At 68.1% G+C, this 23241-nt stretch carries 24 protein-coding genes and 1 tRNA gene; 12 read left to right on the top strand and 13 right to left on the bottom strand.

Features of this window, described 5'->3' with window-relative positions:
* The first annotated feature begins 2 nt into the window (after positions 1 to 2).
* Complete coding sequence (locus FO044_RS04980) at positions 3 to 374, top strand: DUF3817 domain-containing protein (protein ID WP_132993793.1); 372 nt, start codon at positions 3 to 5, stop codon at positions 372 to 374.
* A 56-nt stretch (positions 375 to 430) separates the two neighbouring features.
* Positions 431 to 1333, top strand: a complete 903-nt coding sequence (locus FO044_RS04985; RefSeq protein WP_132993831.1) for a tetratricopeptide repeat protein — start codon at positions 431 to 433, stop codon at positions 1331 to 1333.
* A 49-nt stretch (positions 1334 to 1382) separates the two neighbouring features.
* Here the strand turns inward: FO044_RS04985 and glgB are convergent, their stop codons facing one another.
* From glgB to FO044_RS05005, 4 genes are read right to left on the bottom strand one after another with little or no spacing between them, the layout of a single operon-like run.
* Positions 1383 to 3563, bottom strand: coding sequence for a 1,4-alpha-glucan branching protein GlgB (gene glgB, locus FO044_RS04990; protein WP_132993792.1), 2181 nt, complete (start codon positions 3561 to 3563; stop codon positions 1383 to 1385).
* Between the two features lie 3 nt (positions 3564 to 3566).
* Positions 3567 to 5567 (bottom strand): ATP-dependent DNA helicase, encoded by a 2001-nt coding sequence (locus FO044_RS04995; protein WP_132993791.1) that lies wholly within the window; start codon positions 5565 to 5567, stop codon positions 3567 to 3569.
* Positions 5564 to 6205 carry an isochorismatase family protein gene (locus FO044_RS05000; RefSeq protein WP_132993790.1) on the bottom strand — a complete coding sequence of 214 codons (642 nt, stop codon included), beginning with the start codon at positions 6203 to 6205 and terminating at the stop codon, positions 5564 to 5566. Before FO044_RS05000 ends, FO044_RS04995 begins: the two co-directional genes overlap by 4 nt.
* The gene (locus tag FO044_RS05005; RefSeq protein ID WP_186290585.1) at positions 6202 to 7545 is read right to left on the bottom strand and encodes a nicotinate phosphoribosyltransferase; all 1344 of its coding nucleotides are present in this window, start codon (positions 7543 to 7545) and stop codon (positions 6202 to 6204) included. Before FO044_RS05005 ends, FO044_RS05000 begins: the two co-directional genes overlap by 4 nt.
* Here FO044_RS05005 and clpS point away from each other — a divergent pair.
* From clpS to FO044_RS05035, 6 genes are all read left to right on the top strand, one after another.
* Entirely contained in the window at positions 7544 to 7846 is a 303-nt protein-coding gene (gene clpS, locus FO044_RS05010; protein ID WP_132993788.1) for an ATP-dependent Clp protease adapter ClpS, read from the top strand. The two genes, FO044_RS05005 and clpS, sit on opposite strands and share 2 nt — an antisense overlap.
* A gap of 13 nt (positions 7847 to 7859) precedes the next feature.
* Positions 7860 to 8471: an oxidative stress transcriptional regulator AosR gene (aosR, locus tag FO044_RS05015; RefSeq protein WP_132993787.1), complete on the top strand. Its 612-nt coding sequence runs from the start codon at positions 7860 to 7862 to the stop codon at positions 8469 to 8471.
* 44 nt (positions 8472 to 8515) lie between these two features.
* On the top strand, positions 8516 to 9637 hold the full coding sequence (locus FO044_RS05020) for a P1 family peptidase (RefSeq protein ID WP_132993830.1): 1122 nt from the start codon (positions 8516 to 8518) through the stop codon (positions 9635 to 9637).
* A gap of 13 nt (positions 9638 to 9650) precedes the next feature.
* Positions 9651 to 10298 (top strand): rhomboid family intramembrane serine protease, encoded by a 648-nt coding sequence (locus FO044_RS05025; RefSeq protein ID WP_244945789.1) that lies wholly within the window; start codon positions 9651 to 9653, stop codon positions 10296 to 10298.
* Positions 10295 to 11089 carry a glutamate racemase gene (gene murI / locus FO044_RS05030; protein ID WP_132993785.1) on the top strand — a complete coding sequence of 265 codons (795 nt, stop codon included), beginning with the start codon at positions 10295 to 10297 and terminating at the stop codon, positions 11087 to 11089. The genes FO044_RS05025 and murI overlap by 4 nt, the downstream gene beginning before the upstream one ends.
* Before the next feature lie 103 nt (positions 11090 to 11192).
* Complete coding sequence (locus FO044_RS05035) at positions 11193 to 11966, top strand: cyclic nucleotide-degrading phosphodiesterase (protein WP_132993784.1); 774 nt, start codon at positions 11193 to 11195, stop codon at positions 11964 to 11966.
* 18 nt (positions 11967 to 11984) lie between these two features.
* Here FO044_RS05035 and FO044_RS05040 read toward each other — a convergent pair whose 3' ends face one another.
* Positions 11985 to 13526 carry an HNH endonuclease signature motif containing protein gene (locus FO044_RS05040; protein WP_132993783.1) on the bottom strand — a complete coding sequence of 514 codons (1542 nt, stop codon included), beginning with the start codon at positions 13524 to 13526 and terminating at the stop codon, positions 11985 to 11987.
* 93 nt (positions 13527 to 13619) lie between these two features.
* Between FO044_RS05040 and rph the strand changes: the two genes are divergently transcribed.
* On the top strand, positions 13620 to 14390 hold the full coding sequence (gene rph / locus FO044_RS05045; RefSeq protein WP_132993782.1) for a ribonuclease PH: 771 nt from the start codon (positions 13620 to 13622) through the stop codon (positions 14388 to 14390).
* Entirely contained in the window at positions 14387 to 15004 is a 618-nt protein-coding gene (rdgB, locus tag FO044_RS05050) for an RdgB/HAM1 family non-canonical purine NTP pyrophosphatase (protein WP_132993781.1), read from the top strand. Before rph ends, rdgB begins: the two co-directional genes overlap by 4 nt.
* 24 nt (positions 15005 to 15028) lie before the next feature.
* On the opposite strand, the gene FO044_RS05055 is transcribed toward rdgB, so the two are convergent.
* Genes FO044_RS05055 through FO044_RS05075 form a run of 5 tightly spaced genes read right to left on the bottom strand, consistent with a single transcriptional unit; the run spans position 15029 to position 18593 of the window.
* The gene (locus FO044_RS05055; RefSeq protein ID WP_132993780.1) at positions 15029 to 15385 is read right to left on the bottom strand and encodes a DUF3817 domain-containing protein; all 357 of its coding nucleotides are present in this window, start codon (positions 15383 to 15385) and stop codon (positions 15029 to 15031) included.
* A gap of 19 nt (positions 15386 to 15404) precedes the next feature.
* Complete coding sequence (locus FO044_RS05060) at positions 15405 to 15833, bottom strand: transcriptional regulator (RefSeq protein ID WP_132993779.1); 429 nt, start codon at positions 15831 to 15833, stop codon at positions 15405 to 15407.
* Positions 15834 to 15861: 28 nt separating this feature from the next.
* Positions 15862 to 17208 (bottom strand): sensor histidine kinase, encoded by a 1347-nt coding sequence (locus FO044_RS05065; protein WP_132993778.1) that lies wholly within the window; start codon positions 17206 to 17208, stop codon positions 15862 to 15864.
* On the bottom strand, positions 17205 to 17915 hold the full coding sequence (locus tag FO044_RS05070) for a response regulator (RefSeq protein WP_132993777.1): 711 nt from the start codon (positions 17913 to 17915) through the stop codon (positions 17205 to 17207). Before FO044_RS05070 ends, FO044_RS05065 begins: the two co-directional genes overlap by 4 nt.
* 30 nt (positions 17916 to 17945) lie before the next feature.
* On the bottom strand, positions 17946 to 18593 hold the full coding sequence (locus FO044_RS05075) for a phosphatase PAP2 family protein (RefSeq protein ID WP_132993776.1): 648 nt from the start codon (positions 18591 to 18593) through the stop codon (positions 17946 to 17948).
* A gap of 257 nt (positions 18594 to 18850) precedes the next feature.
* Here FO044_RS05075 and FO044_RS05080 point away from each other — a divergent pair, with 257 nt between their 5' ends.
* On the top strand, positions 18851 to 19180 hold the full coding sequence (locus FO044_RS05080) for an antitoxin Xre/MbcA/ParS toxin-binding domain-containing protein (protein WP_165943103.1): 330 nt from the start codon (positions 18851 to 18853) through the stop codon (positions 19178 to 19180).
* 23 nt (positions 19181 to 19203) lie between these two features.
* On the opposite strand, the gene FO044_RS05085 is transcribed toward FO044_RS05080, so the two are convergent.
* Positions 19204 to 19285 (bottom strand) — tRNA-Leu (locus tag FO044_RS05085).
* A gap of 32 nt (positions 19286 to 19317) precedes the next feature.
* Between FO044_RS05085 and FO044_RS05090 the strand changes: the two genes are divergently transcribed.
* On the top strand, positions 19318 to 20823 hold the full coding sequence (locus FO044_RS05090; protein ID WP_132993774.1) for a DUF7782 domain-containing protein: 1506 nt from the start codon (positions 19318 to 19320) through the stop codon (positions 20821 to 20823).
* Positions 20824 to 20838: 15 nt separating this feature from the next.
* Here FO044_RS05090 and FO044_RS05095 read toward each other — a convergent pair whose 3' ends face one another.
* Together FO044_RS05095 and opgC are read right to left on the bottom strand one after the other, a co-directional pair.
* Positions 20839 to 22086, bottom strand: a complete 1248-nt coding sequence (locus FO044_RS05095; protein WP_132993773.1) for a trans-sulfuration enzyme family protein — start codon at positions 22084 to 22086, stop codon at positions 20839 to 20841.
* Between the two features lies 1 nt (position 22087).
* The gene (gene opgC, locus FO044_RS05100) at positions 22088 to 23227 is read right to left on the bottom strand and encodes an OpgC domain-containing protein (RefSeq protein ID WP_268896116.1); all 1140 of its coding nucleotides are present in this window, start codon (positions 23225 to 23227) and stop codon (positions 22088 to 22090) included.
* Positions 23228 to 23241 lie beyond the last annotated feature (14 nt).

A 23241-nucleotide genomic window follows, 5' to 3' on the forward strand; every position in this document is an offset into this window, starting at 1 on the left:
TCATGAAAGACTTCTTCAATCTCTCGACCCCCGCGAAGCGCTTCCGCTTCATCGCCGTCGTCGAAGCGATCACGTGGGCGGCCCTGCTCGTCGGCATGGCCTTCAAGTACGGCGGCGGATACGAATCGGCCGTCAGCGTGCCCGGAGCGTTGCACGGTGCGGCATTCGTGATCTACCTGATCGTCACGTTGCTGACCGCACGGGCGCTGCGCTGGGACATCAAGATCCTGGCCCTCGCTGTGATCGCCTCGGTGCCCCCGTTCTTCACCGTCTGGTTCGAGACGTGGGCTCGCCGCAAGGGGCACCTCGGCGAATTGTCGGGCGACGCGGCACGTGGCAGCACCGACGAAGACCGTGACAAACTGACAGTGTGAGCAGTTCTATGAATCGTCAGCAGGCCGCAGCAGCGGCGATGCAGCAGGGTGCCGCGATGTCGGGCGCCGTCGACCTCTCCGGCCTCAAGGCCCGGGCCGAGGCGCAGCGTTCGGCGCCTGCGCCCGGAGCCGCACCGACGGAGCCCGCCGCAGGGGGCACTGCGAGCGGGCCGGTGATCGACGTCAGCGAGGCGAACTTCGAGGCGGACGTGATCTCACGGTCACAGGAGCAACTCGTCGTCGTGGTGCTGTGGGCGGCGTGGAGCGAGCCCAGCGGCGAGGTCGTCACGTCACTCGAGACGCTCGCCGGTCAGGCCGACGGCGCCTGGACACTGGCTCGCGTCGACGTCGATGCGAGTCCGCGCGTGGCGCAGGCGTTCGGCGCGAAGTCCGTCCCCATGGTGATCGCGCTGACGGGCGGTCAGCCGGTCTCGGCGTTCGACGGCGTGCAGCCGCCCGAGCAGATCTCGGTGTGGCTGAAGGACATCGCCGCGAAGGTCGGCATCACCCTCCCCGAGGGAGACCCGTCGGCGGCCGCCGACGCGGAGGAACCTGAGGACCCGCGGATGACGGCGGCCGAGGAGCTGATGAACTCGGGCGATCTGGAGGGGGCACTGACCGCCTACCAGGCGATCGTGGCCGTCGAACCGGGCAATACCGAGGCGGCGTCCGTCGCGCGCAACATCGAGTTCCTGATGCGCGCGCAGGAGCACGACCCGACCATCATCGAGACGGCTGCGGCAGGCGACGTCGACCAGCAACTCGCCGCCGCCGACGTGCTGCTGCTGGGTCAGCGTCCGGAGCAGGCGTTCGACCGGATCATCGAGGTGATCCGGGTGTCCGACGGCGACGAGAAGTCGCGTGCCCGCACGCGGCTGCTCGAACTCTTCGAGTTGTTCGACCCGGCGGAGCCGTTCGTCGTGGCGGCACGTCGCAAGCTCGCGACCGCCCTGTACTGACATCGCCTTGTACTGACACCGCCCGGTACCGACACAGTCGGGGACCGGCTCAGGCAGGCACCAGCCAGATTGCGGACCGTGCGGGCAGCGTGACGTCGGCGCTGAACGGCCGCCCGTGGCTGGGTCGCGCGGCGGCGATGACCGAGCCGAGATTGCCCAGCCCGCATCCGTGGTATTCGACGGCCGCGGTGTTGAGCACCTCGTGCCAGTTGCCGGACACCGGCAGTCCGATCCGGTAGCCGAACAGGTCCTGGTCGGAGAAGTTTATGAGGCACGCGAGAACGGCTCGATCGTCGGCGCCCGGAGCGCGCCGCAGGAATGCGATGACCGCGTTCTCCGTGTCGTTCGCGACGAGCAGCTCGAGTCCGTCCGTGCGGCCGTCGCCGGCGTACAGAGCAGGGGTCTTGGTCATGATCCGGCCGAGGTCGCGGACGAGGGCGGCGATCCCGCGGTGCACGGGGCCACGCTCCCCGTGCAACTCGTCCCAGCGCACTCCATGATGGTCGGACCATTCGTCGGTCTGGCCGAACTCCTGCCCCATGAAGAGCAGCTTCTTGCCGGGGTGCGCCCACTGATAGGCGAGCAGCGCGCGGACGTCGTCGGCCGGGCGGTCGTCGGGCATCCGGGTGAGCAACGTGCCTTTGCCGTGGACCATCTCATCGTGGCTGAGCGGCAGTACGTACCGTTCCCGGGTCGCCTCGGTCAGCGTGGAGAGCAGGCCCGCATTGCGGCCGCTGCGCTCGGCGGGGCAGGCGGAGCAGTACGCGAGGGTCTCGTGCATCCAACCGAGGTCCCATTTGAAGTCGAATCCGAGCCCGCCGTCGGCGGTCGGCGCGGTGACTCCCGGCCATGCAGTGGACTCCTCTGCGATCACCAGCACGCCGGGGTGGCCGGCGTGGACTTCGTCGGTGAGCGCGCGCAGGAAGTCGACGGCTTCCTCATTCCGGTGGCCGCCGTCCGGGTGGGGACGCCACTGTCCCGGGCCGCGCGAGTAGTCGCGGTACAGCATCGCTGCCACGGCATCCACACGCAGACCGTCGACGTGGAATTCGTCGCACCAGTAGCGGGCGCTCGCGAGGAGGAACCCCCGGACGGCGTCCCGTCCGAGGTTGAACGAATAAGTGCCCCAGTCGGGTTGGTCGCGTCGCAGCGGATCGGCGTGCTCGTACAGCGGGGTGCCGTCGAACTCGCCGAGTGCGAACTCGTCCTTCGGGAAGTGCGCGGGGACCCAGTCGAGGAGCACGCCGAATCCGCGGGAGTGGAGGTGATCGACGAGGTACCGGAGGTCGTCGGGTGACCCGAATCGGGACGTCGGTGCGAAGAACGATCCCACCTGGTATCCCCACGACGGTGCATACGGATGCTCGTTCACCGGCATCAGCTGAATGTGGGTGAAGTGCATGTCGGCGAGGTGATCGGCGAGCAGGTGGGCGGCCCGCCGGTAGTCCAGTCCGCGACGCCACGATCCGAGGTGGACCTCGTAGATGCTCATCGGCTCCTGCAGCGGCTCGAGGTGCGCGCGATCGGCGATCCATGCGCCGTCGGTCCACTGATACTCCGACGGCGCGGCGATGACCGATGCTGTCTCCGGGGGCGTCTGGGTCAGGTGGGCGAGGGGATCCGCCTTGTCGCGGACGAGTCCGTCCGCGCCGACGACGCGGTACTTGTACCGGTCGTCGACCCGGGCCCCGGGGACGAACAGCTCCCAGACCCCGTCGCGGCGGATCATGGGGTACGACTGGGCCCCCCAGGCGTCGAAGTCGCCGAACACGGTGACACCGCGTGCATTGGGTGCCCAGACCGCGAAGTCGGTGCCTGCGACGCGGCGACCGGACGATGTGACCCGGTGGCCGGGGTGGGACCCGAGAAGGCTCACGATCGTGCTCGCACCGTCGTTGACGTCGGCGCGGTCGTCGGGTGTCAGGCGCGGTGCGAAACGGTACGGGTCGTCGAGTTCGCGCGGTCGGTCCTCATCGGGGTACCGCACCGAGAAGTGGTAGTCGGCACCGGGCGGATCGGGAAGCCGGGGCAGTTCGGCCTCGTAGAGGCAGCCGGTTACCCGGCGCAACGGCTGCTGCACGTCGCCTGCGACCACCGATCCGTCGGTGATGCCGGGCAGCAGGGCGCGGACCGTTCGCCCGTGCGCCTGCGTTCCGGACGCCCACGGTCCAAGGATCCGTTCGGGCCGTGGATGAATGCCTCGTTGGAGTCGGTCGATCTGATCGTGCATCTGTCAGGTCGCACCGAGACGCCGCAGGGCTGATACGACGGCTTTCGGATCCCGGGTGCGCCAGAAGGGCGGCAGTCCCGCCATGAGATAGCCGCCGTAGCGGGCGTTCGCGAGTCGCGAGTCCAGGACGGCCACCACCCCGCGGTCGGAGGTGGACCGCAGCAGCCGGCCCGCGCCCTGCGCGAGCAGGAGTGCCGCGTGATTGGCCGAGACCGTGAGGAACCCGTTGCCGCCGCGCGCGTCGACGTCGCGCTGTCGTGCCGAGAGCAGTGGATCGTCCGGTCGCGGGAACGGGATGCGGTCGATCATCACCAGCCGCAGCGACGAGCCCGGGACGTCGACGCCCTGCCACAACGACAACGTGCCGAACAGGCAGGTCTGCTCGTCATCGGCGAACTTGCGGATGAGGGTGGAGGTGGCGTCGTCGCCCTGACAGAGAATCGGATGGTCGACGCGGTCACGGAGCTTCTCCGCGGCCTCCTTCGCCGCGCGCATCGACGAGAAGAGTCCGAGCGTGCGACCGCCGGCGGCCTCGATCAGGCCGACCATCTCGTCGAGGGCCGGTTCGCCGAGTCCGTCGCGGCCCGGCGGTTTGAGGTGCGACGCCACATACAGGATGGCGGCCTTCGGATAGTCGAACGGCGACCCCGCGTCGAGCCCCCGCCATCCCGCTCCCTCAGGATCGTCACCGTGCGGTGCGAGCCCCCAGGTGCGGGCGAGGGCGTCGAAGTTGCCGCCGATCGCCAGCGTCGCCGACGTGAGGATCACGGTGGAGTCGGTGAACAGCGAGGTGCGCAGCAGGCCCGCCACCGAGAGAGGCGCGATCCGCAGGGTGTGGCGCTTGTTGCCGCGGAACTCGTCGTCGGACTTCCACACGACGTCGTGGCGTTTGGTGATGTCGGGTTCGCCGAACACGGTGAGGACGCGGACCACCGCGTCGTGCATCGATTCGGCGGCCGACATCGCCATCTGACGTGCCGCTGCCGCCTCCGGGTCGGAGCCGCCGCTGCCGGGTCGTGCGGGCCCGATGCTGCTGCGTGCATTCCACAGCCGGTCGCGGAGCGAGGCGAGGATCTCGCCCGCCCCGTTCGGGAGGCGCGTCCACTCGCCGCGGAGCGAGTCCTCGAGGAGGTCGCCGAGCTGTTCGCCTGCACCGAGGAGCGAGTCGGCGGTCTCGTCGTCGATGAGCTTTCCGCACCGTCTTGCGACCAGGCTCACGCCTGCCGCAGAGATCTCCTCCGTGGTCACCGAGGTGATGCGGTCGACCAGTTCGTGTGCCTCGTCGATGACCACGACCTTGTGCTCGGGCAGGATCGTCGCCGGGCTCATGGCGTCGATCGCGAGCATCGCGTGATTGGTCACGATGACGTCCGAGGCGCCGGCCTTGCGTCTGGCGATCTCGGCGAAGCAGTCTTCGCTGTACGGGCAGTTGTTGGCGCCGAGGCATTCGCGAGAGCTCACACTCACCTGGCGCCACGACTGGTCGGAGACGCCCTGCGTCAGGTCGTCGCGGTCGCCGGTCTCGGTGTCGGACACCCACTCGCGCAGTCGGGTAACCTCGCGACCGGTGCGCGACAACTCGAACGCGTCGAACAGCTCGGTGTCCGGTTCGTCGGCGACACCGGTGTGCACCTTGTTCAGGCACACGTAGTTGGCGCGGCCCTTGAGGATGGCGAACGTCGGCTCGCGGTCGAGGGGGCCGGCGAGAGCAGTGGACAGGCGCGGCAGATCGCGTTCGGTGAGCTGGCGTTGCAGGGCGATGGTCGCGGTCGATACGACGACGGTCTGGTTCTCCACCATCGCATGGCGGATAGACGGAATCAGGTAGGCGAGCGACTTGCCGGTGCCGGTCCCGGCCTGCACGGCGAGGTGCTTGTCATCGTCGATCGCGGATGCGACGGCGGTGGCCATCGCGACCTGGCCCTCCCGGCGCGTGCCCCCGAGGGCGTCGACCGCGTGCTCGAGAAGTTCGGGAACTGCGGGGACGTCGGCGACGGGGCTCACTCGGTTGCGGTGCTCGTGGTGGTCGAGCCCTCGATCGGAGTTCCCTGAGTCCGGTCCTCACGGGGCGTGCCCCGATGCAGAAGGGTGCCTGCGGCGTCGACGCCCTGCTCGCGCATCTCGCGCAATGCGCTGTCGGCGGTCTCCTCGGCGACCGCTGCCGTGAGTTCGAGCAGGACCCGGGTGCGCAGACCCGCGCGGACCGCATCGAGGGCGGTGGCCCGGACGCAGTGATCGGTCGTGAGTCCGACGATGTCGACGGCACTGATCTCCTTGGCGGAGAGCCAGTCGGCAAGCGAGACGCCGTCGCTGTCGGCGCCCTCGAACCCCGAGTACGCAGCGCTGTAGGCGCCTTTGTCGAAGACCGCCTGGAACTCGTCCGTGTGGAGCGTCGGGTGGAAACCCACGCCGTCGGTGCGCGCCCGGCAGTGGGGCGGCCACGAGTCCACGAAATCGGGATCTTCGGAGAAGTGGTCGCCCGGGTCGATGTGGTAATCGCGGGTGGCCACGACCGTCGAGTACTCGCCGCTGATCTGGTTGATGCCTGCTGCGACGGCGGCACCGCCCGCGACGGCGAGGCTGCCGCCCTCGCAGAAGTCGTTCTGCACGTCGACGACGATCAGTGCGCGGTGGTCGGTCATCGGGTCTCCGGTCGGCTGACGTAGCGGGTGGGAACTGCAGGGTCGCCGTGGCTCAGGCCGAGGCCTTCCCACGGCAGCGACACCAGTCCGCGGGCGAGGTGCTCGCGGGCGTCGTTGAGATCGGGCACGTCGTCGACCACATCGCCGTCGCGCACCAGCGGGATCTGCAGTTCCCGCACGTCCAGGCTACCGATGCCGGGGATGTCGGCAGTGTCGAGGGGGCCGCCGGTCAGCACGACCTCTTCGAGGATCGTGCCGGTGTCGCGTGCCAGGCGAACGGCGCGCTTGGCGCCCCCGTGGGACTCCTTGTGGCTGGCGCGTTTCGCCACCGGAAGGCCGTCGACCTCCACGAGTTTGTAGACCATGCCCGCGGTCGGTGCGCCGCTTCCCGTGACGAGGGACGTGCCGACGCCGTAGGTGTCGACCGGTTCGGCGCGCAGGGAGGCGATCGCGTACTCGTCGAGATCGCCGGAGACGACGATCTTGGTGTTCCGTGCCCCGAGGTCGTCGAGCTGGGCGCGGACCTGGCGGGTGAGCACACCGAGGTCGCCGGAGTCGATGCGCACGCCGCCGAGCTCGGGGCCCGCGACGTCGATCGCGTTCGCGACGCCGGTCGTGATGTCGAAGGTGTCGACGAGCAGGGTGGTGCCGACGCCCAGCGCATCGATCTGCGCGGCGAACGCGGTCCGCTCGTCGGGTCCGTCGGGAGTCGCGAACGAGAGTGTGAACGAATGTGCGGCCGTGCCTGCGCTCGGCACTCCGAACGTGCGGGCCGCCTCGAGGTTCGACGTCGCCGTCACGCCGGCGAGGTAGGCAGCGCGCGAGGCGGCCACCGCAGCCTGTTCGTGGGTGCGACGGCTGCCCATCTCGATGATCGGCCGGCCCGCGGCCGCGTTCACCATGCGAGCCGTGGCCGATGCGATCGCGCTGTCGTGATTGAGGATCGACAGCACCAGTGTCTCGAGGATCACCGCTTCGGCGAAACCACCGCGGACGGTGAGGACGGGGGAGCCGGGGAAGTAGAGCTCACCTTCGCGGTAGCCGTCGATCTCGCCGGTGAACCGGTAGTCGGCGAGCCAGGTCAGCGTGTCGGCGTCGACGATGCCGCGCAGTGCGTCCAACTCGTCGTCGGTGAACCGGAAGTCGGCGAGGGCGTCGAGCAGGCGTCCGGTTCCGGCGAGAACGCCGTACCGCCGTCCGTCCGGAAGTCTCCGTGCGAAAACCTCGAACACGCAGGGGCGATCTGCTGTTCCGGCCTGCAGTGCGGCCGACAGCATCGTCAGTTCGTACTGATCGGTGAGGAGCGCGGTACTGGTCACATTCGTTACCCTATTACTCATGGTGCGCAATGAGGCGACGCCGGGCACAAGCACCGGCACCGCGGTTGCCGAACCCCAGGTCGTCGTCGATAGGCCATGGGTGACGGTGGTCTGGGACGACCCGGTGAACCTCATGAACTATGTCGCGTACATCTTCCAGAAGCTGTTCGGCTACTCGGAGATGCACGCGCGTGAATTGATGATGCAGGTTCATACCGAAGGCAAGGCCGTCGTCTCCTCCGGGGACCGCGCGAAAGTCGAGGCCGACGTCCGCAAACTGCAGTCGGCGGGGCTGTGGGCGACGATGCAGCACGATTCATGAGAGCGGGTGAGACATGAGAACGTGGCGCCGCACCGGCAGCGGGGACGATGTGCGGATCTGCTCGAACCTCGAGAGCTACGAGTGCCAGCTGCTCACGTCGATGATCGAGTCGATCTGCGAGCTGCTCACCGAACGTGCCGACTCTGCACCGCGCGATGAGCTGTCGGCGATGACCGGAATCGATACCGGGCACACGCGGGGACCCGAGGACGTGACGCTCGGCCGCCTGCTGCCCGACTTCCACCGACCGGACCATGAGCCGGAGCTGACGGTCGCGTCGATCGCGTCCGACCTGAACGGCGGACTCCGCAGCGTCAACGAGCCGCGCATCATCGATGCGAAGCTCGATGCCGCTCAGGTGGTGCTGGCGACCCTGCCGCGCGACGGCGGCGATGTCCGGCTCACCGAACGCGAGGCCGACGGCTGGTTGGCCGCGCTCACCGACGTGCGTCTGGCGCTGGGTGCGATGCTCGGGATCGACGACGACCAGGGCAGGCTCCCGCCGGATCATCCGCATGCGGCGCACCGTGACATCTACGACTGGTTGTCCGTCGTGCAGGGACTTCTCGTGGAGGCGCTGATGGCCGACGAGTGGACCGAGTCCGATTGGGACGTGCCGGAGTGACCGCCCGCAACCGGATGAGTGACGACCGGATGAGTGACGACCCGATGGCTGCGCTCGGCCCGGCGACTGCACACGGATCGGTGACTGCGATCCGCGGCAACCGGATCACCGATGTGGACGGGATCACGGTGGGGCACCATCACCGCCTCGACGAGGAGGTCGCGGTCGCGACTGCGACCGACCCCGGCGACGGGTGGGCGACCGGCACCACCGTGGTTCGCGTGCCGGAGGGTGCGACGACGGCCGTCGACGTGCGGGGCGGTGGTCCGGGAACGCGTGAGACGGACCTACTCGAGCCGGGTAACAGCGTCCGTGGTGCGAACGCGATCGTCCTCACCGGTGGCAGCGCTTACGGACTGTCCGCCGCAGACGGCGTGATGCACGGACTCGAGGCCGCCGGCGTGGGCCTGTCGATGGATCGGCATGGACATGTGGTGCCGATCGTTCCAGCTGCGGTGATCTTCGATCTGCCCGTGGGCCGGTGGGAGAACCGGCCGACAGCCGAGTTCGGGGAGCGGGCGCTCGCCGCGGCGGCCGTGGACTTCGAGGTCGGCTCGGCAGGCGCCGGGGCAGGCGCTCGTGCGGGAGCCCTCAAGGGCGGGGTGGGTACGGCGTCGATGACGATGACCGAGGGACCGGCGCGTGGACTCACGGTCGGTGCGCTCGTCGTCGCGAATCCGGTCGGCCAGGTGGTCGATCCGTCGATCGGTCTGCCCTGGGGCGGTGACGATCTGGCCCACCACGGATTGCGGAATCCGGTCGCCGGCGAGATCACGCGGCTGCGCGAGCTGTCGGCGAAGGGCACTGTTCTCAACACGACGATCGGTGTCGTCGCGACTGACGCGCGGTTGTCGGTTCCGGCGGTCCGCCGACTGGCGATGTCCGGCCACGATGGCCTCGCGCGTGCCGTCCGCCCCGCTCATTCGCCGCTCGACGGTGACACGCTCTTCGCCGTGGCGACCGGCGCACGCGAAGCAGATCCGGATCCCGACGTCGACATCCCGGTCGGCATGGAACCCGACATAGCGGTGGTGGCCGGACTCGCGGAGGCGGCAGCGACCGTCGTGCAGCGAGCGATCGTCTCGGCGGTGGTCCATGCGACGTCGGTGGCCGGAATCCCCGCCTACCGCGACGTCGTCGCCTCGGCGTTCGCAGGGGATTCATGAACGCAGGGGACTCGTGAACAGGGCGCCCGCGGGCCCGAGCGCTGCATCATCGCGGTCGAGGTGGGGTCGAGCGGCGATCATCATCGGCGTCGTCGTGGTGGTCCTGCTCGCGATCGAGGTGGTCGACCTCATCCTGAACGGACGCCTGGACCGTCTCGGCATCGTTCCCCGGGAGTGGTCGGGCCTGTCGGGCATCGTGTGGGCGCCACTTCTGCACGCGGACCTGGCGCATCTCGTCGCGAACCTGCTGCCGGGGGTGGTGCTGGCCTTCTTCGTGCTGCTCAGCAGGCGGGCCGTGCTCGTCACGGGCATCGTCTGGGTGGTGTCCGGGCTCGGGGTCTGGCTGATAGCGCCGGCCGGCACGGTCACGATCGGCGCGTCCGGCATCGTGTTCGGGTGGCTGACCTATCTGATCGTTCGGGGGCTCTTCACCCGTGACGTGTGGCAGGTGCTGGGCGGCGTGGTGATCGCTCTCGTCTACGGCGGCATCCTGTGGGGTGTCCTGCCCGCAGCGAGCGGGGTGTCATGGCAAGGTCATCTGTTCGGGGCTGCAGGCGGCGTCCTCGCGGCTGTTGTCACATCCAAGACGGGCAAATCTAAGCCAGGCACATCCAGAACAGGCACATCCAAGACGGGAATCGATCAGGGAGGCTTCCGCTGAACCACGGACCGATCGGCATCTTCGACTCCGGCGTCGGCGGGCTCACCGTGGCACGCGCGGTTATCGACCTGCTACCCGACGAAGACATCGTGTACATCGGCGACACCGCGAACGGGCCGTACGGTCCGCTGACGATCCCGGAGATCCGGGGCCACGCTCTGGCGATCGGCGACGAGCTGATGCGCCGCGGAGTGAAGGCGATCGTCATCGCGTGCAACACGGCATCCGCCGCGATGCTGCGCGACGCGCGCGAACGGTATGCGCCGATCCCGGTGATCGAGGTGATCCTGCCCGCGGTACGGCGTGCGGTCGCCGCCACCAGGAACGGCCGGATCGGTGTGCTGGGCACCGAGGCGACCGTAGCCTCACGTGCGTACCAGGACTCTTTCGCGGCCGCCCGGGACATGGAGATCACCGCGGTGGCGTGTCCGCGGTTCGTCGACTTCGTCGAGCGGGGCGTGACGAGCGGCAGGCAGATCCTGCAACTGGCACAGGGCTACCTGGCTCCGCTGCAGCAGGCGGACGTCGACACCGTCGTGCTCGGCTGCACCCACTACCCGTTGCTGTCGGGCGTCATCCAGTTGGTGATGGGCGACGACGTCACTCTCGTGTCGAGCGCGGAGGAGACGGCCAAGGACACGTTCCGAGTGCTGACCGAAGCCGACACCCTGAACCCTCACTCGGGGCGCGAGGCGCACCGATTGTTCTCGGCCACAGGCGATCCCGAACTCTTCCGCAAACTATCGGCCCGATTCCTCGGTCCTCAGGTCGGCCATGTCGCGCATTTTTAACCCCTCATTGTGATCAGTGTCACCTGATGGCCGCGAGCGGTCCATGTGTCACGTCGCGCCGGTTAAGTGTTCGACGGCTAACCAGGCATGGCAAAGTGGGCGTATGCGATTGACGGTGCTCGGATGCTCGGGGAGTGTGAACGGTCCCGGCGCAGCGTGCTCTGGCTACCTGGTGCAAGCCGACGGGTATCCGCCGGTACTCATCGACTGCGGGCACGGCGTTTTCGGTGAGTTGCTGCGATACGCGAACCCGAACGAAGTCGCAGTCCTGCTCAGTCACATGCACGCGGACCACTGCATGGACCTCCCCGCGATGCTGGTATGGCGCCGCTGGTCTCCTGAGCGTGCGACGGAGCGTTCACTGCTCTTCGGTCCCGACGGCGTCGAGGTGCGCATCGGTGCGGGGTCCTCGGAGTACCCGGGCCACGTCGACGACATCACCGACACGTACGAGGTCCACGAATGGCAGGACCGCGTGGCCGTCGAGGTTCACGGGCTCCACATCGAGCCGTTCAAGGTGAATCATCCGCCGAGCACGTACGGGTTGCGGATCACCAGTCCAGACGGTGCGGTACTGGCGTACAGCGGCGACACCGGTGTGTGCGACGAACTGGTCGAGGTGGCGCGCGACGCCGACCTGTTCCTGTGCGAGGCGTCGTGGACGCACGACCCGGAGAACCGGCCGGAAGGGATTCACCTGTCCGGTGTCGAGGCGGGGCAGGCTGCTGCCCGCGCTAGCGCGCGGTCCCTCGCTTTGACGCACGTCGTGCCGTGGACGGATTCGGACGCGATCCTCGACGAGGCCTCCGGTGAATACGCAGGACCGCTGCAGCTGGTGCATCAAGGCCAGGTCATCGAGGTTCGCCCGCCGCTGTAGGTGCAGACGGGCTCAGCCTCAGAACGGAATATCGCCCGACGTATTCGGCCGATCACTCGGTGCGGCGTGGTCGTGCTCTCTCGCCCGGCGGTTCTCGGCGCGCATCTTCATCCGGTACCGGTGCTTGGCTTCGGTTCGTGACGTCGAGCGCTGCGGTTCCGCCCTCGGGTTCGAGGGTCCCGGTGATGCCGGTGGGCCGTGGCGGCAGGGGAGCAGCCCGAGTTCGGGGAGCAGCCAGGTGTTGCCCGCCTCGGTGCGGACGGTGATCCCGGTCGGGGAGGTCACCTCGGTCCAGATGATCCCGTTCGCGTCGATCATCTGGTCGTCGAGCCAGCCGTCGGTGCTCGTCTTGAGTCCGTGATGGAAGCGGCACTTCGGATTCAGGTTGCAGAAGCAGGTGGCGCCGCCGGCGGCCGGATCGCGATGGTTGTACTCGCAGACGTGGTCGAGATCGGACTTCCATGCCGGCCGGTCGCATCCGGGCCATGAGCATCGTCCGAAAGCAGCGCGCACGGCGGCGTCGCAGGTCGCCGTGGGGCGGTAAGGGCAGGCGTCCTGCGCAGTCTGCTCGAGGAGCTCGTCGACGTCGAGATCGCGCTCGACGGCGTCCGGACGCTCGATCAGCTCCCTGACGTGGTCGGCCGAGACGGGTCCGAAACCGTCCAGGTAAGCCGGAGTGTCAGTGGATCCGTCGAGGGTCTCGCGCCGGGCGACGACGTGGAGCACGATGCGCGCGCACCGGTCGGCGATCTGGCCGTCGGATAGCTCGGCCGGACAATCCGGCCGGCTGCACCGGCAGGTGAACGTCCGCCTCTGCAGCAGGGCCACTGCAGCGTCCGACCGTCGCTGTGCCTTACTTCGCGGGTCGTCGTCGCACACTCCAGCGGCGAGGGCGTCGACGACTTCCTGCGACAGCAGTGCGTCCTCGGCGTCGGCGGTGACGATGAAGCGCGACAGCCGGCCATCGAGCGGGGACGCTCCGGCGTCCTTGAAGTGCCTGGACTCCTTGCGTCGTTGCCGGGCGGCCTCTGCATCCAGTCGGGTGACGATGCGTCGTGCGTTCTCGGACGCGCGACGCCGCGAGACCTGCCCTGCACCGCGCAGCCAATCCGCGACCGTGGCATCGACGTCGGCGAGCACTTCCGGGTCTTCGATCAAGGCCGTCTCGAACCGCAGGTCATCGAACATCATCGGCGTGATCAGGGCTGCTCGCATGCACTCTCCGATCCGGGGGATGCGTTCGAAGCAGTCGGCGGCGCGATCGAGGAATCCCTCGGCCTGTGACTGACGGACCCGCGCCACGGCCGCGTACTCGGCGGCCGTTCTGGTGACCGGATCGTAGAGCGCGTTCGGGTCGGACGATACGGCGTCGGCGGCGACGATCGCGGACGTGAGCACCTGGTACGCGGACCGAAAGCGGTACCAGCGCAACGGGCCGTCCAGGCGCTCGGACTGCCCGGCGAACGCGACGCGCGACGCATCGTCCGCGTCGTCAGCGGGGAGAGGGATGCGGATGACGAGTTCGTTCCCGGAGGTCGAGACCGATGCGATGCCGCCCATCGTGATCGCCCCCTGACCGTGTATCGAATGTATGTTCGACTATACCTCGGCCTTGGACAGACGTGCAACGACTGGACCGATACAGTGGAGCACGTGAGCACACGAGAAGACGGCCGCACGGACAACGAGCTGCGGCCCATCAAATTCACCCGCGGTTTCACCTCCCACCCGGCCGGATCGGTCCTCGTAGAGTTCGGCAGCACGCGTGTCATGTGCACGGCGTCGGTCACCGAGGGAGTGCCCTCCTGGCGGCGCGGCTCCGGGCTCGGCTGGCTGACCGCCGAGTACTCCATGCTGCCCGCTGCCACCCACGAGCGCTCCAAGCGTGAGTCGGTGCGCGGCAAGATCGGTGGACGCACCCACGAGATCAGCCGCCTCATCGGCAGGTCCCTCCGTGCATGCATCGACCTCGCGGCTCTCGGCGAGAACACCATCGCCATCGACTGCGACGTTCTGCAGGCCGACGGCGGCACGCGCACTGCGGCCATCACCGGTGCGTACGTCGCGTTGAGCGACGCCGTCACCTGGCTGGGTGCGGCGGGCAAGCTCAACGACCCGCAGCCGCTGTCGTGCGTCATCGCCGCGGTCAGTGTCGGTGTGGTCGACGGCCGTGTGCGCCTTGACCTTCCGTACGAGGAGGACTCGCGCGCCGAGGTCGACATGAACATCGTCGCGACCGACGCCGGGACGCTCGTGGAGATTCAGGGCACCGGTGAGGGCGCGACCTTCCCGCGCCGGACTCTCGACGCGATGCTCGACTCGGCCACGGCCGGAATCGAGAAGATCGTCGAGGCGCAGCAGACGGTGCTCCTGGAGCCGTACCCGGGCGAGCTGCCCACCGCGGCTAAGCCTGCGGGCAAGTGACGCCACGCGTCCTGCTTGCGTCCGGTAACGCGAAGAAGCTGGCGGAACTGCGGCGCGTCGTCGACGGTGCCGAGATCGGCGGCCTCGACGTCATCGGACTCGGCGACGTCGAGGCGTACCCGGAACCCGTCGAGGACGGTGCGACGTTCGAGGACAATGCGCTCATCAAAGCGCGAGAAGCGGTCGCACGCACCGGGTTGCCTTCGCTGGCGGACGATTCCGGGCTGGCAGTCGACGCCTTGAACGGAATGCCCGGCATTCTGTCTGCACGATGGAGCGGCGGTCAGGGCGACGCGGCCAACAACGAGTTGCTCCTCGCTCAGCTCGCCGACGTCCCAGCCGAGCGCCGCGGTGCAGGCTTCGTGTCGGTGTGCGCGCTCGTGCTGCCGGACGGGTCGGAGACCGTCGTGCGCGGCGAGTGGCGAGGGCGGATCGTCGCCGCGCCCACGGGGGCAGGCGGCTTCGGTTACGACCCGTTGTTCGTTCCGGACGACGAGGCTGCCGCCGGCCGTACATCGGCGGAGCTGTCGCCCGGGGAGAAGGACGCCCTGAGTCATCGGGGTAAGGCGCTCGCGCAACTGGTGCCTGCCCTGGCAGGGCTCGCCGGCAGCTGAATCCCGGCAGCTGAGTTCCAGGAGCTACAGGTCGTACGCGGTCTTCACGTCGTGCGTGCGCTTGTGCTCGAAGTAGAACGACAGGAACGGTATGGTGCCGGCGATCGCGGTGGTCAGCAGCTTCAGCCACGGCCAGCGCGCCTTGATGCTCAGGTCGACGGTGAAGATCAGGTAGATGAAGTAGATCCAGCCGTGGGCCACCCCGACCCAGCCGAAACCGTCGACGTCGAACCCGTACTTGGCGACCATCTCGGCGACAAGGAGGAGCAGCCACACGCCGGTGATCCAGGCGAGGACGCGGTAACGCAGCAGCGCGGAGGCGATGGCCTTGCGCTTGAGTGGTCCGGTAGTCGGCTCGGCAGCAGTCTTCTCGTCGGTCACTTCGGTCCTTCGGTGCTGATCAGCGGGGTTGTTCGCGCTGGTCGTTGAGTTCGGTGAGATACCGGTTGTATTCGGTGAGGGTCTCGTCGGGCTGGTCGTCCCGGATGGCGACCGACGGATCGGCGGCGCCGGGACGCTCGGGCAGGATCCCGTCCGGAATCTCCGTCGGGCCCTGTCCGGTGGCACGTTCGGCGGCGGCGTCCGGATCGGACTCCATCACCACGAAGCGGCGGTACGCGTAGACGACGGCGATCGCGAACGCCGGCCACTGGAGGGCGTAACCGAGATTCTGGAAGCTGCCCGACGTCGATTCGAATCGTCCCCATTGCCACCACGCCAGCAGCAAGCATGCTCCCGCCGCGACAACGGTCAGCACGATCAGGGCTGGGCGATGCCGCTTGGAGGAGGATGCCGCGTCGGTCACGCTCTCCACGGTACCCGGCCGCATGAAGCGACCCACTTCACAGCAGCCCGGCTCATGCCTGCCCGGGGAACTCGGCAGCGAACACGGTCACGCCATCAGTGCGTGAGTACGTGACGTCGCCTCCGAGGAGGTGGGCGTTCTCCTTCGCGATAGCGAGGCCGAGTCCGGCGCCGCCGGACCGGGTTCGTGCGTCGGAAGCTTTGTACATCCGCTCGAACACGCGGGGGAGATGCTCGTCAGGGATGCCGCGTCCGTGGTCGCTGACCCGCACCGAGAAGCCGCCTTCGCTGCTCGAGGCCTCGCCGGGCTCCACCTGTACCGACACCGGCTCGCGACCGTGCCGGATCGCGTTCCCGACCAGGTTGGTCACTATCGCGGTCAGACGGCGCGGGTCGGTCACGACTTCGACGGAGCCGTCGGTGATCACCGGTACGTCGGTCCATCCGCGCAGGTCGAGAGCATCTCGGAGGAGAGGCGGCAGATCGACGCTCTCCGAGCGCACTTCGGCTCGGCCGGCGTCGCGACGGGTCATCTCGAGCAGGTCCTCGACCAGGCCGGACAGAGCGGTGATCTCGTGGGAGACGAGGCGTGCCGCTCGTCCACGCACCCCGGCCTCCCCGGACAGTTCCTCGTCGAGCACCTCGGCCGCGGGCACCAGCGCGGCGAGCGGGGACCGGAGTTCGTGGGAGACGTCGGACGCGAACCGACTGGCGCGTTGCTCCTCCTCACGCAGCACCGTCAGTGCGGCATCCTTCTCGTCCAGCATCTCGTTGAGGGAGGTCGTGAGGTCGTGGAGTTCGCTGACACCGGTAGCCGGGATCCGGACGGACGAGTCGCCCGCAGCTATCTGCCGTGCAGTGGACCGAACCGTGTGCAGCGGCTTGACGACGGTGCGGACCACGAGCGTGCCCAATACGATGCCGAGCACCGCCGATCCGGCGACCGACAGCACCAGGATCGTCATCAGCCGGTCGAGACGCTCTGGGACGTCGTCGAGCGGGCGGATGACGAAGTAGCTGGTCGCCGGTTCGGCGGTGCCGGGCCGATAGCCGATCGCCACCCGACCGTCGGACAGCCGCTCGAACCGGAACTCGGTGGCGTTCGCGTCGACCGCCTCGCGTACGCGGTCTGGAATCAGCTGAGCCAGGCCTGCGGGATCGCGTTCGACTGCACCGTCCCGCGTCACCATCACGTCCTGCGGCACCGGCGCGCCGGAGCTGCGGACCTCGTCCATCTCGTTGGCGAAGATGGCGAACGCCGTCTCCTGGGCGTCCTGGTAGATCCAGGACCTGGAGGCGAGCGCGATACTGCCCCCGACGCCGAGCGCCGTCGCACACACCACCAGCACGGTCCCGAGCAGGACGCGCGCTCGCAGGCTCGGAAGGAATCGGGCGATCACTGGGCGAACCGGTATCCGAATCCCCGCACGGTCTCGATGAGGCTCGGTCCCGCGACCGGGTCGATCTTGGACCTCAGGCGCTGAATCGCATTGTCGACGAGACGTGAGTCGCCCAGGTACGTCTGATCCCACGCGAGTGTCAGCAACTGGTCGCGACTCAGAACCTGACCGGCATGATCGGCGAATGCGAACATGAGCCGCAGCTCGGTGGGACTCAGCGGGAGCGCTGATCCGTCCCGCCGGACCTGTGCTGCTGCACGGTCGATGGACAGCCCGTTGACGTCGAACTGCGCGTTCGCGGTGCCCGCGGCATCGGGAGGCGAGGGAGGTTCGTGGGGTGCTTGGTTCGGTCGGATCCGCCGCATGATCGCTTTGATCCGGGCGTCCAGGACCCGAGGGCTCACCGGTTTCACGACGTAGTCGTCGGCGCCCGCCTCCAGACCCGCCACCATGTCGATCTCGTCGGAACGCGCAGTCAGCATGATGACCGGGATGGCGCTGCGCGCCCGGATCGATCGGCACACGCTGAAGCCGTCCGTATCGGGGAGCCCGATGTCCAGAACGACGGCGTCAACACGCTCCACCAGGGAATGGAGGTCCGCGGACGTCCCCGTGTCGATCGTGGACACGTCGTAGTCGAGGCGCTCCAGGCTCATCTGGAGCGCCTCCACGATCTGTGGGTCGTCCTCGATCAGAAGCAGGCGCATCGCCGCCAGTTTTCCACAACTGGCTGGACGCTATGCAGCGTTGCGGGCGGGAGCCAGGCTTTCCGCGATGAAGGCCGCGGCGACGGCGATGAGCCAGCCGCCGATCACGTCGGAGGGCCGGTGCCATTGGAGGAGCACCACCCATGCCGACACCGCGCCCGCTCCGGCGACGGCAACCACGGTGACCGCGGTCCGCACGGCACTGGGGCTGACCGCGCTCAAGGCCAGCGCGAGCGCGACGAAGGCTGCAACCGTGTTGGACGGGAACGAGTTCGTCAGTGTGCCGATCCCGAACGACGGGCGGTCGAGTCCGGCTTTGAGCAGCAGGGCGGCCACGACCGCGCCGCCGATCAGCACGACTGCGTGCACTGCGAGCCGTGGAGATCGGCGAAGGGCGCAGATCGTCGCGATCAGCAATCCGCCGCCTGCGAGTACCGCGATCTGGTGCTGTCCCAGCCATCCGCTGGTCGGGACGTCGCTACCCAGGTGGGAGCCGAGCGTCGTCATCGTCTCGTTGTCCATGAACTGGCCGTTGTACGACGTCACGAACAGGAGGTACGCCGCGACCAGGAGCGCGACGGCTGTGAAGGCCCCGAGGATCAGACCGATGCGGCCGGTCACGCTGATTCGCCGCGCCCCGAGGGGTGCGGCGCGCGAGAGGTCGGTCGAGTAATCCATCTGATCCAGCCTGACGGGGCAACGTCGCGATCTCGTCCGTCCGACGCCGTAGAAATGTCCCAGATGTGTCGCAGGTTCGATGATGTGTGGTGACGGTCACCAGACGTGGACGGTCGCCGAAATCCCCAGTGCGGACACGGATCTGATCTTCTGCTGAGAGTCCTCACTCCCGTGTAACGGGCGCCGAGCGCTCCGCGACGGACACGAGTGAGGAGGTTGCCATGGATCTGGTGTCCGCATTCGTAAGGACCGAACATATGACCGACGCGCAGGTGGTCACCGCGGTGACCGACCGCCTGGGGCAGGCGATGGCCGCCTTTCTCATGGACGGGCAGCTGCTCGCCTCTAGTGGCCGGTTCGGCTCGCGGTGGGACTCGGCAGAACCGGTCGTCGAATCTCTGCGGGCGGCGCATACCGCCGCACTGATGGTCGATGCGCCCGACGACCCGTTGTTCGTGCGGAGCTGGATGGCTGCACCGAACGCGGCTCTGGACGGGGTCACCCCCGCTCAAGCGATCCGGGAAAGGCGAATCAACGCGGTGCTCGACGCCGCTATGGATCCGGCGATGGAGCGCGGAGCCGCCTGACGCCGCAGTGAGAGGTGATCGAGTGCGCGAGGGGGGACTCGAACCCCCACGTCCTGAGACACTGGAACCTAAATCCAGCGCGTCTGCCAGTTCCGCCACTCGCGCGTGCAGGGATACTGTACCGGTACGCTCGGCCCGTGAATGCATACCCACTCGCTGATCCGAACCTCGTCGACGCGCTGGGCACGTCGTTGCGAGCCGCGAGTTTCACGTCGGACGGGGTCGACGAACTCCTCGGTGAACACGCCTCGGCGGCGTTGGTGGGCGGCACGTGGTGGCCGGCCTTGCGTGAGACGCGCCGGGCGCCGGGCGAACGGCAGTCGCTGGCCATCCTGATTCGGCTCTTCCTCCTCGGTTCGACGGAACCCGAGCCGGCGGTGGCCGCGGCACTTCCGGACATCGCCGTCGACGACCTGGTTGCGGCCGGTGTGGTGGAACGCGCCGAGGGAGGCTCGGTTCGCGCTCTGCTCGACATCCACCCGCATGGCAGTGACGAGGCGGATTATCTGGTCGTCGCCGACCAGGATGCCTCGATGCGACCGGCGGCCGTGGCCCATGACCATGTCCTCGGTATCGGCGGCGCGTCGATGTCGTTGGCGCAGGGGGTGATCCGCACGCCGGTCAGGCGTGCGCTCGATCTCGGAACGGGCTGCGGCGTGCAGGCTTTGCACATGGACTCGCACTGCGATGAGATCGTCGCCACCGATACCAACCCGAGGGCGCTCTCGCTCGCCGCGGCTACTGCTCAGCTCAACGAGATGAAGTGGGATCTGCGAGAGGGGAGTCTGTACGAACCGGTCGAGGGGGAGACGTTCGACCTGATCGTCTCCAACCCTCCGTTCGTCGTCGGAACCGGTACTCAGGACTACATCTACCGAGACTCGGGAGTGGTCGGCGACGGCGTGAGCCGCCAGCTCATCGAGAATGCCGGAGACCACCTCAATCCCGGCGGGGTGGCGCAGATGCTCTGTAACTGGATCGTCTACGACGAGGAATCGTGGGATGAACGTGTGCGGTCGTGGGTGCAGGCGAGTGGGCTCGACGCGTGGGTGGTGCAGCGCGAGCTCGCCGACCCGATCAGTTACGTCTCGCTGTGGGTGTCGGACGCGGGCGAGTCCGCTGCCGACGCCGCCCGTCGAGGATCGCAGTGGCTCGACTGGTTCGAGAGCGAGGGCGTCGTGGGTATCGGTATGGGGCTCGTGACGCTGCGTAAGCCCACTCAGGTGCGCGCTCCCGATGTGGTGATCGAGGAGATCACCGCAGCCGGGCAGGAAGTCACCGGATTCGAGACGCAGGCGTGGTGGAAGCGGCGAGATTATCTGCGTTCCACCAGCGACGACGAGCTCCTCGCCGAGCGACTGAGCACGTCGCCCGTCTTCCTCGAGACTCAATCGCTGCCTGGTGAGGACGGCTGGCAGCAGATCGGCTCGACGGTGACCCGACCTGGCGGACCCGGAGCGGTGCTCGGCGTGGACGAGGTGCTGACCGCGCTTCTCGCCGGCTGCCGCGGGCAAGTGCCGCTGGGTGCGCTCATCGACCTGCTGGCCGGGTTTCACGACGTCGATGCCGATGCTCTCGCGCACGCTGCGATGCCGAGCATCCGCGACGCGATCGGCCGGGGGATCCTGTACGCGGCGCAGTGATGCGATGACGAGCAGCTAACTCCCACAGGCGATGTCGAGTGCGGACGCGAGGTCGGCGCGGAGATCTGCGACGTCCTCGAGTCCCACCGAGAAGCGGAGGTGGCCGTACTTCCGGAATGCCTCCGGATAGGCGGCGACACGCGGCCCGGTGGTACCGACGTGCACGATCAACGACTCGTCGTGGCCAACCGACACTGCCGACGTGATGATGCGAAGTGCGGCGACGAACCGGTTCTGCAGGTCGGGATCGCCCTTGAGTGCGAACGCCATGATGCCGCCGAAACCGGCGTCGGGACGGTCGGTTCCACCGAACTGCCGAACGGCGGCGTCGTGCTGCGGATGACTCTCCAGGCCGGGGTAGGCGACGTAGGCGATGCGCTCGTCCGACTCCAGGAAGCGAGCCAGTTCCAGGGCGTTCGCCTGGTGCTGACGGAGGCGGAGGGGGAGCGTCACCGAACCGCGCATGATGAGCCAGGCGTTGAACGGCGAGATCACGCCGCCCACATCGACCATCGCCTCCGAGCGGATCGGTTCGACGGCGTCGGCGCGACCGATCACCGCACCGCCCATCGCGTCACCGTGGCCGTTGATGTACTTGGTCAGCGAATGGACGACGAGATCGGCCCCGTGCTCCAGCGGACGGAACAGCGGCGGGGGAGTGAACGTCGAATCCACCATCAACAGCGCGCCGCCAGTGTGGGCGATGTCGGCGAGGGCCGCGATGTCGGAGACCTTGGTCGTCGGGTTCGCGATCACCTCGGTGCTGATCAGCTTCGTGTTCGGTCGCATCGCCGCACGTACGGCGTCGAGGTCGGCGATGTCGACGAACGTCGCCTCGATCCCGTACTTACGGGGGAGCAGCGACGTCCACAGTTTGTAGGTCGCCTCGTAGGTGGCGTCCGCGACCACCACATGGTCTCCGACGCTCACATGGGCGAAGAACACCGCGTGGAGCGCGGCTACCCCCGAGGCGAGGGCGACGGCGTCCTCGCCGTGCTCCATCGCAACGAGCTTGTCCTGCAAGGAGATCTGGTTCACGCCGGTATTGCGGGTGTACGTCAGGTGCTCCGGATTCGACCAGTCCATCGTCGACGGGTCCGCGGGCAGGTGGTATGAGTTCGCCATCGTGATCGGGACGCGGATCGCGCCGCCCTCTCCGTCGGCGTGATTGCCGCCGTGCACGCTCCAGGTCTGCTCGCCGACCGTCGAGGGGTCGTGCTTGTCGGGCCGCTTCCCGCTGTCGGTCCGGTCGTCCTCAGCCATGTCATGCTACCTTCTCCGCTTGCTTCTCTGCGTCCGCGCGCCCTTTTCCGGAGCGTGCCACCCGTGACGGGATCCGGTGCAGCTTGTCGATCCCGAAGCGGGCGCGGAACTCGGCCCACGCCCAGCATGCCGCGAACACGACGACGGCGATGATCATCGCCGTCGACGGCGACCAGGGTCGTGCCACCAGCAGAGTGGGGACTGCGAGCAGTGCGACGGCCTGAAGTACGTACGAGTCGAGACTGCGGGCGCCGGTCGAGACCAGCGGACGCAGCACGTCGCGACTCGTCCATCGTAGGACGAGCCGGAAGAGGCCGTAGAGCGTGGCCGACACCAAGAAGGCGACGACGACCCGGACGGGCCCGAGGTCGATCTTGTCGACCATCGTGAGCGCGTGCGGAAGGACGTCGCGTGACCTGATGACGTCTCGCACGGTGTAGCCGACCGCAAGGGACACGGCGATCAGGACGGGGAGTGCCGCGTCGATGCGCTCAGGGAGCCGCCATGCCGCCCAGTTCCACCCCACGACCAGTGCCAGCATGAACAGCACCTGCCACGAGGCCCAGTTCTGGGTCTGAGCACCGTCCGGGAACGACGTGAGGTTCATCCACGGCGCGGTCCACCACACGCTCGCCACATAGAGGGCGAGTGACCCGGCGGCGATGACGGGCCACCAGCCGCGCACCATCGCCGGGATCACTGCGAGCGCCAGAATCATCAGGATCAGATAGAGGAGCAGGATGTTGCCGCCGCTCGGCAGGTACCGCATGGTGACGGCCCACCAGAACTCCGTCAGCAGGTCGGATCGCTCCGGAAGTCCCGCGAGGCGCCGGAACTCCCGCGGGCCGGTCGCCGAGGCGACGGCGAGTGCGCAGAGGCTGATCGTCAGCTGGCAGACATAGAGGACCACGATGCGGCGGATGAGCCGGTCGAGGCTGTATCGCAGGGAGAACCGTTCGTTCCATCGACGGTGGACGATTCCCAGCACCAGGCCGGAGAGCAGCACGAACGCACTCATGCCGTCCATGTACGGAAAGAGATGCGTCGGTTCGGCGACACGGGTGCCGTCAGCGAAATGGAGGCTGACCATGCTCCAGATGGCCAGCCCCCGTAACGCGTCTATTGCTAGATCGCGCCTCACGCAGCGAGTTCGTC

The sequence above is a fragment of the Gordonia zhaorongruii genome, from assembly GCF_007559005.1.
GTDB lineage: Bacteria > Actinomycetota > Actinomycetes > Mycobacteriales > Mycobacteriaceae > Gordonia > Gordonia zhaorongruii.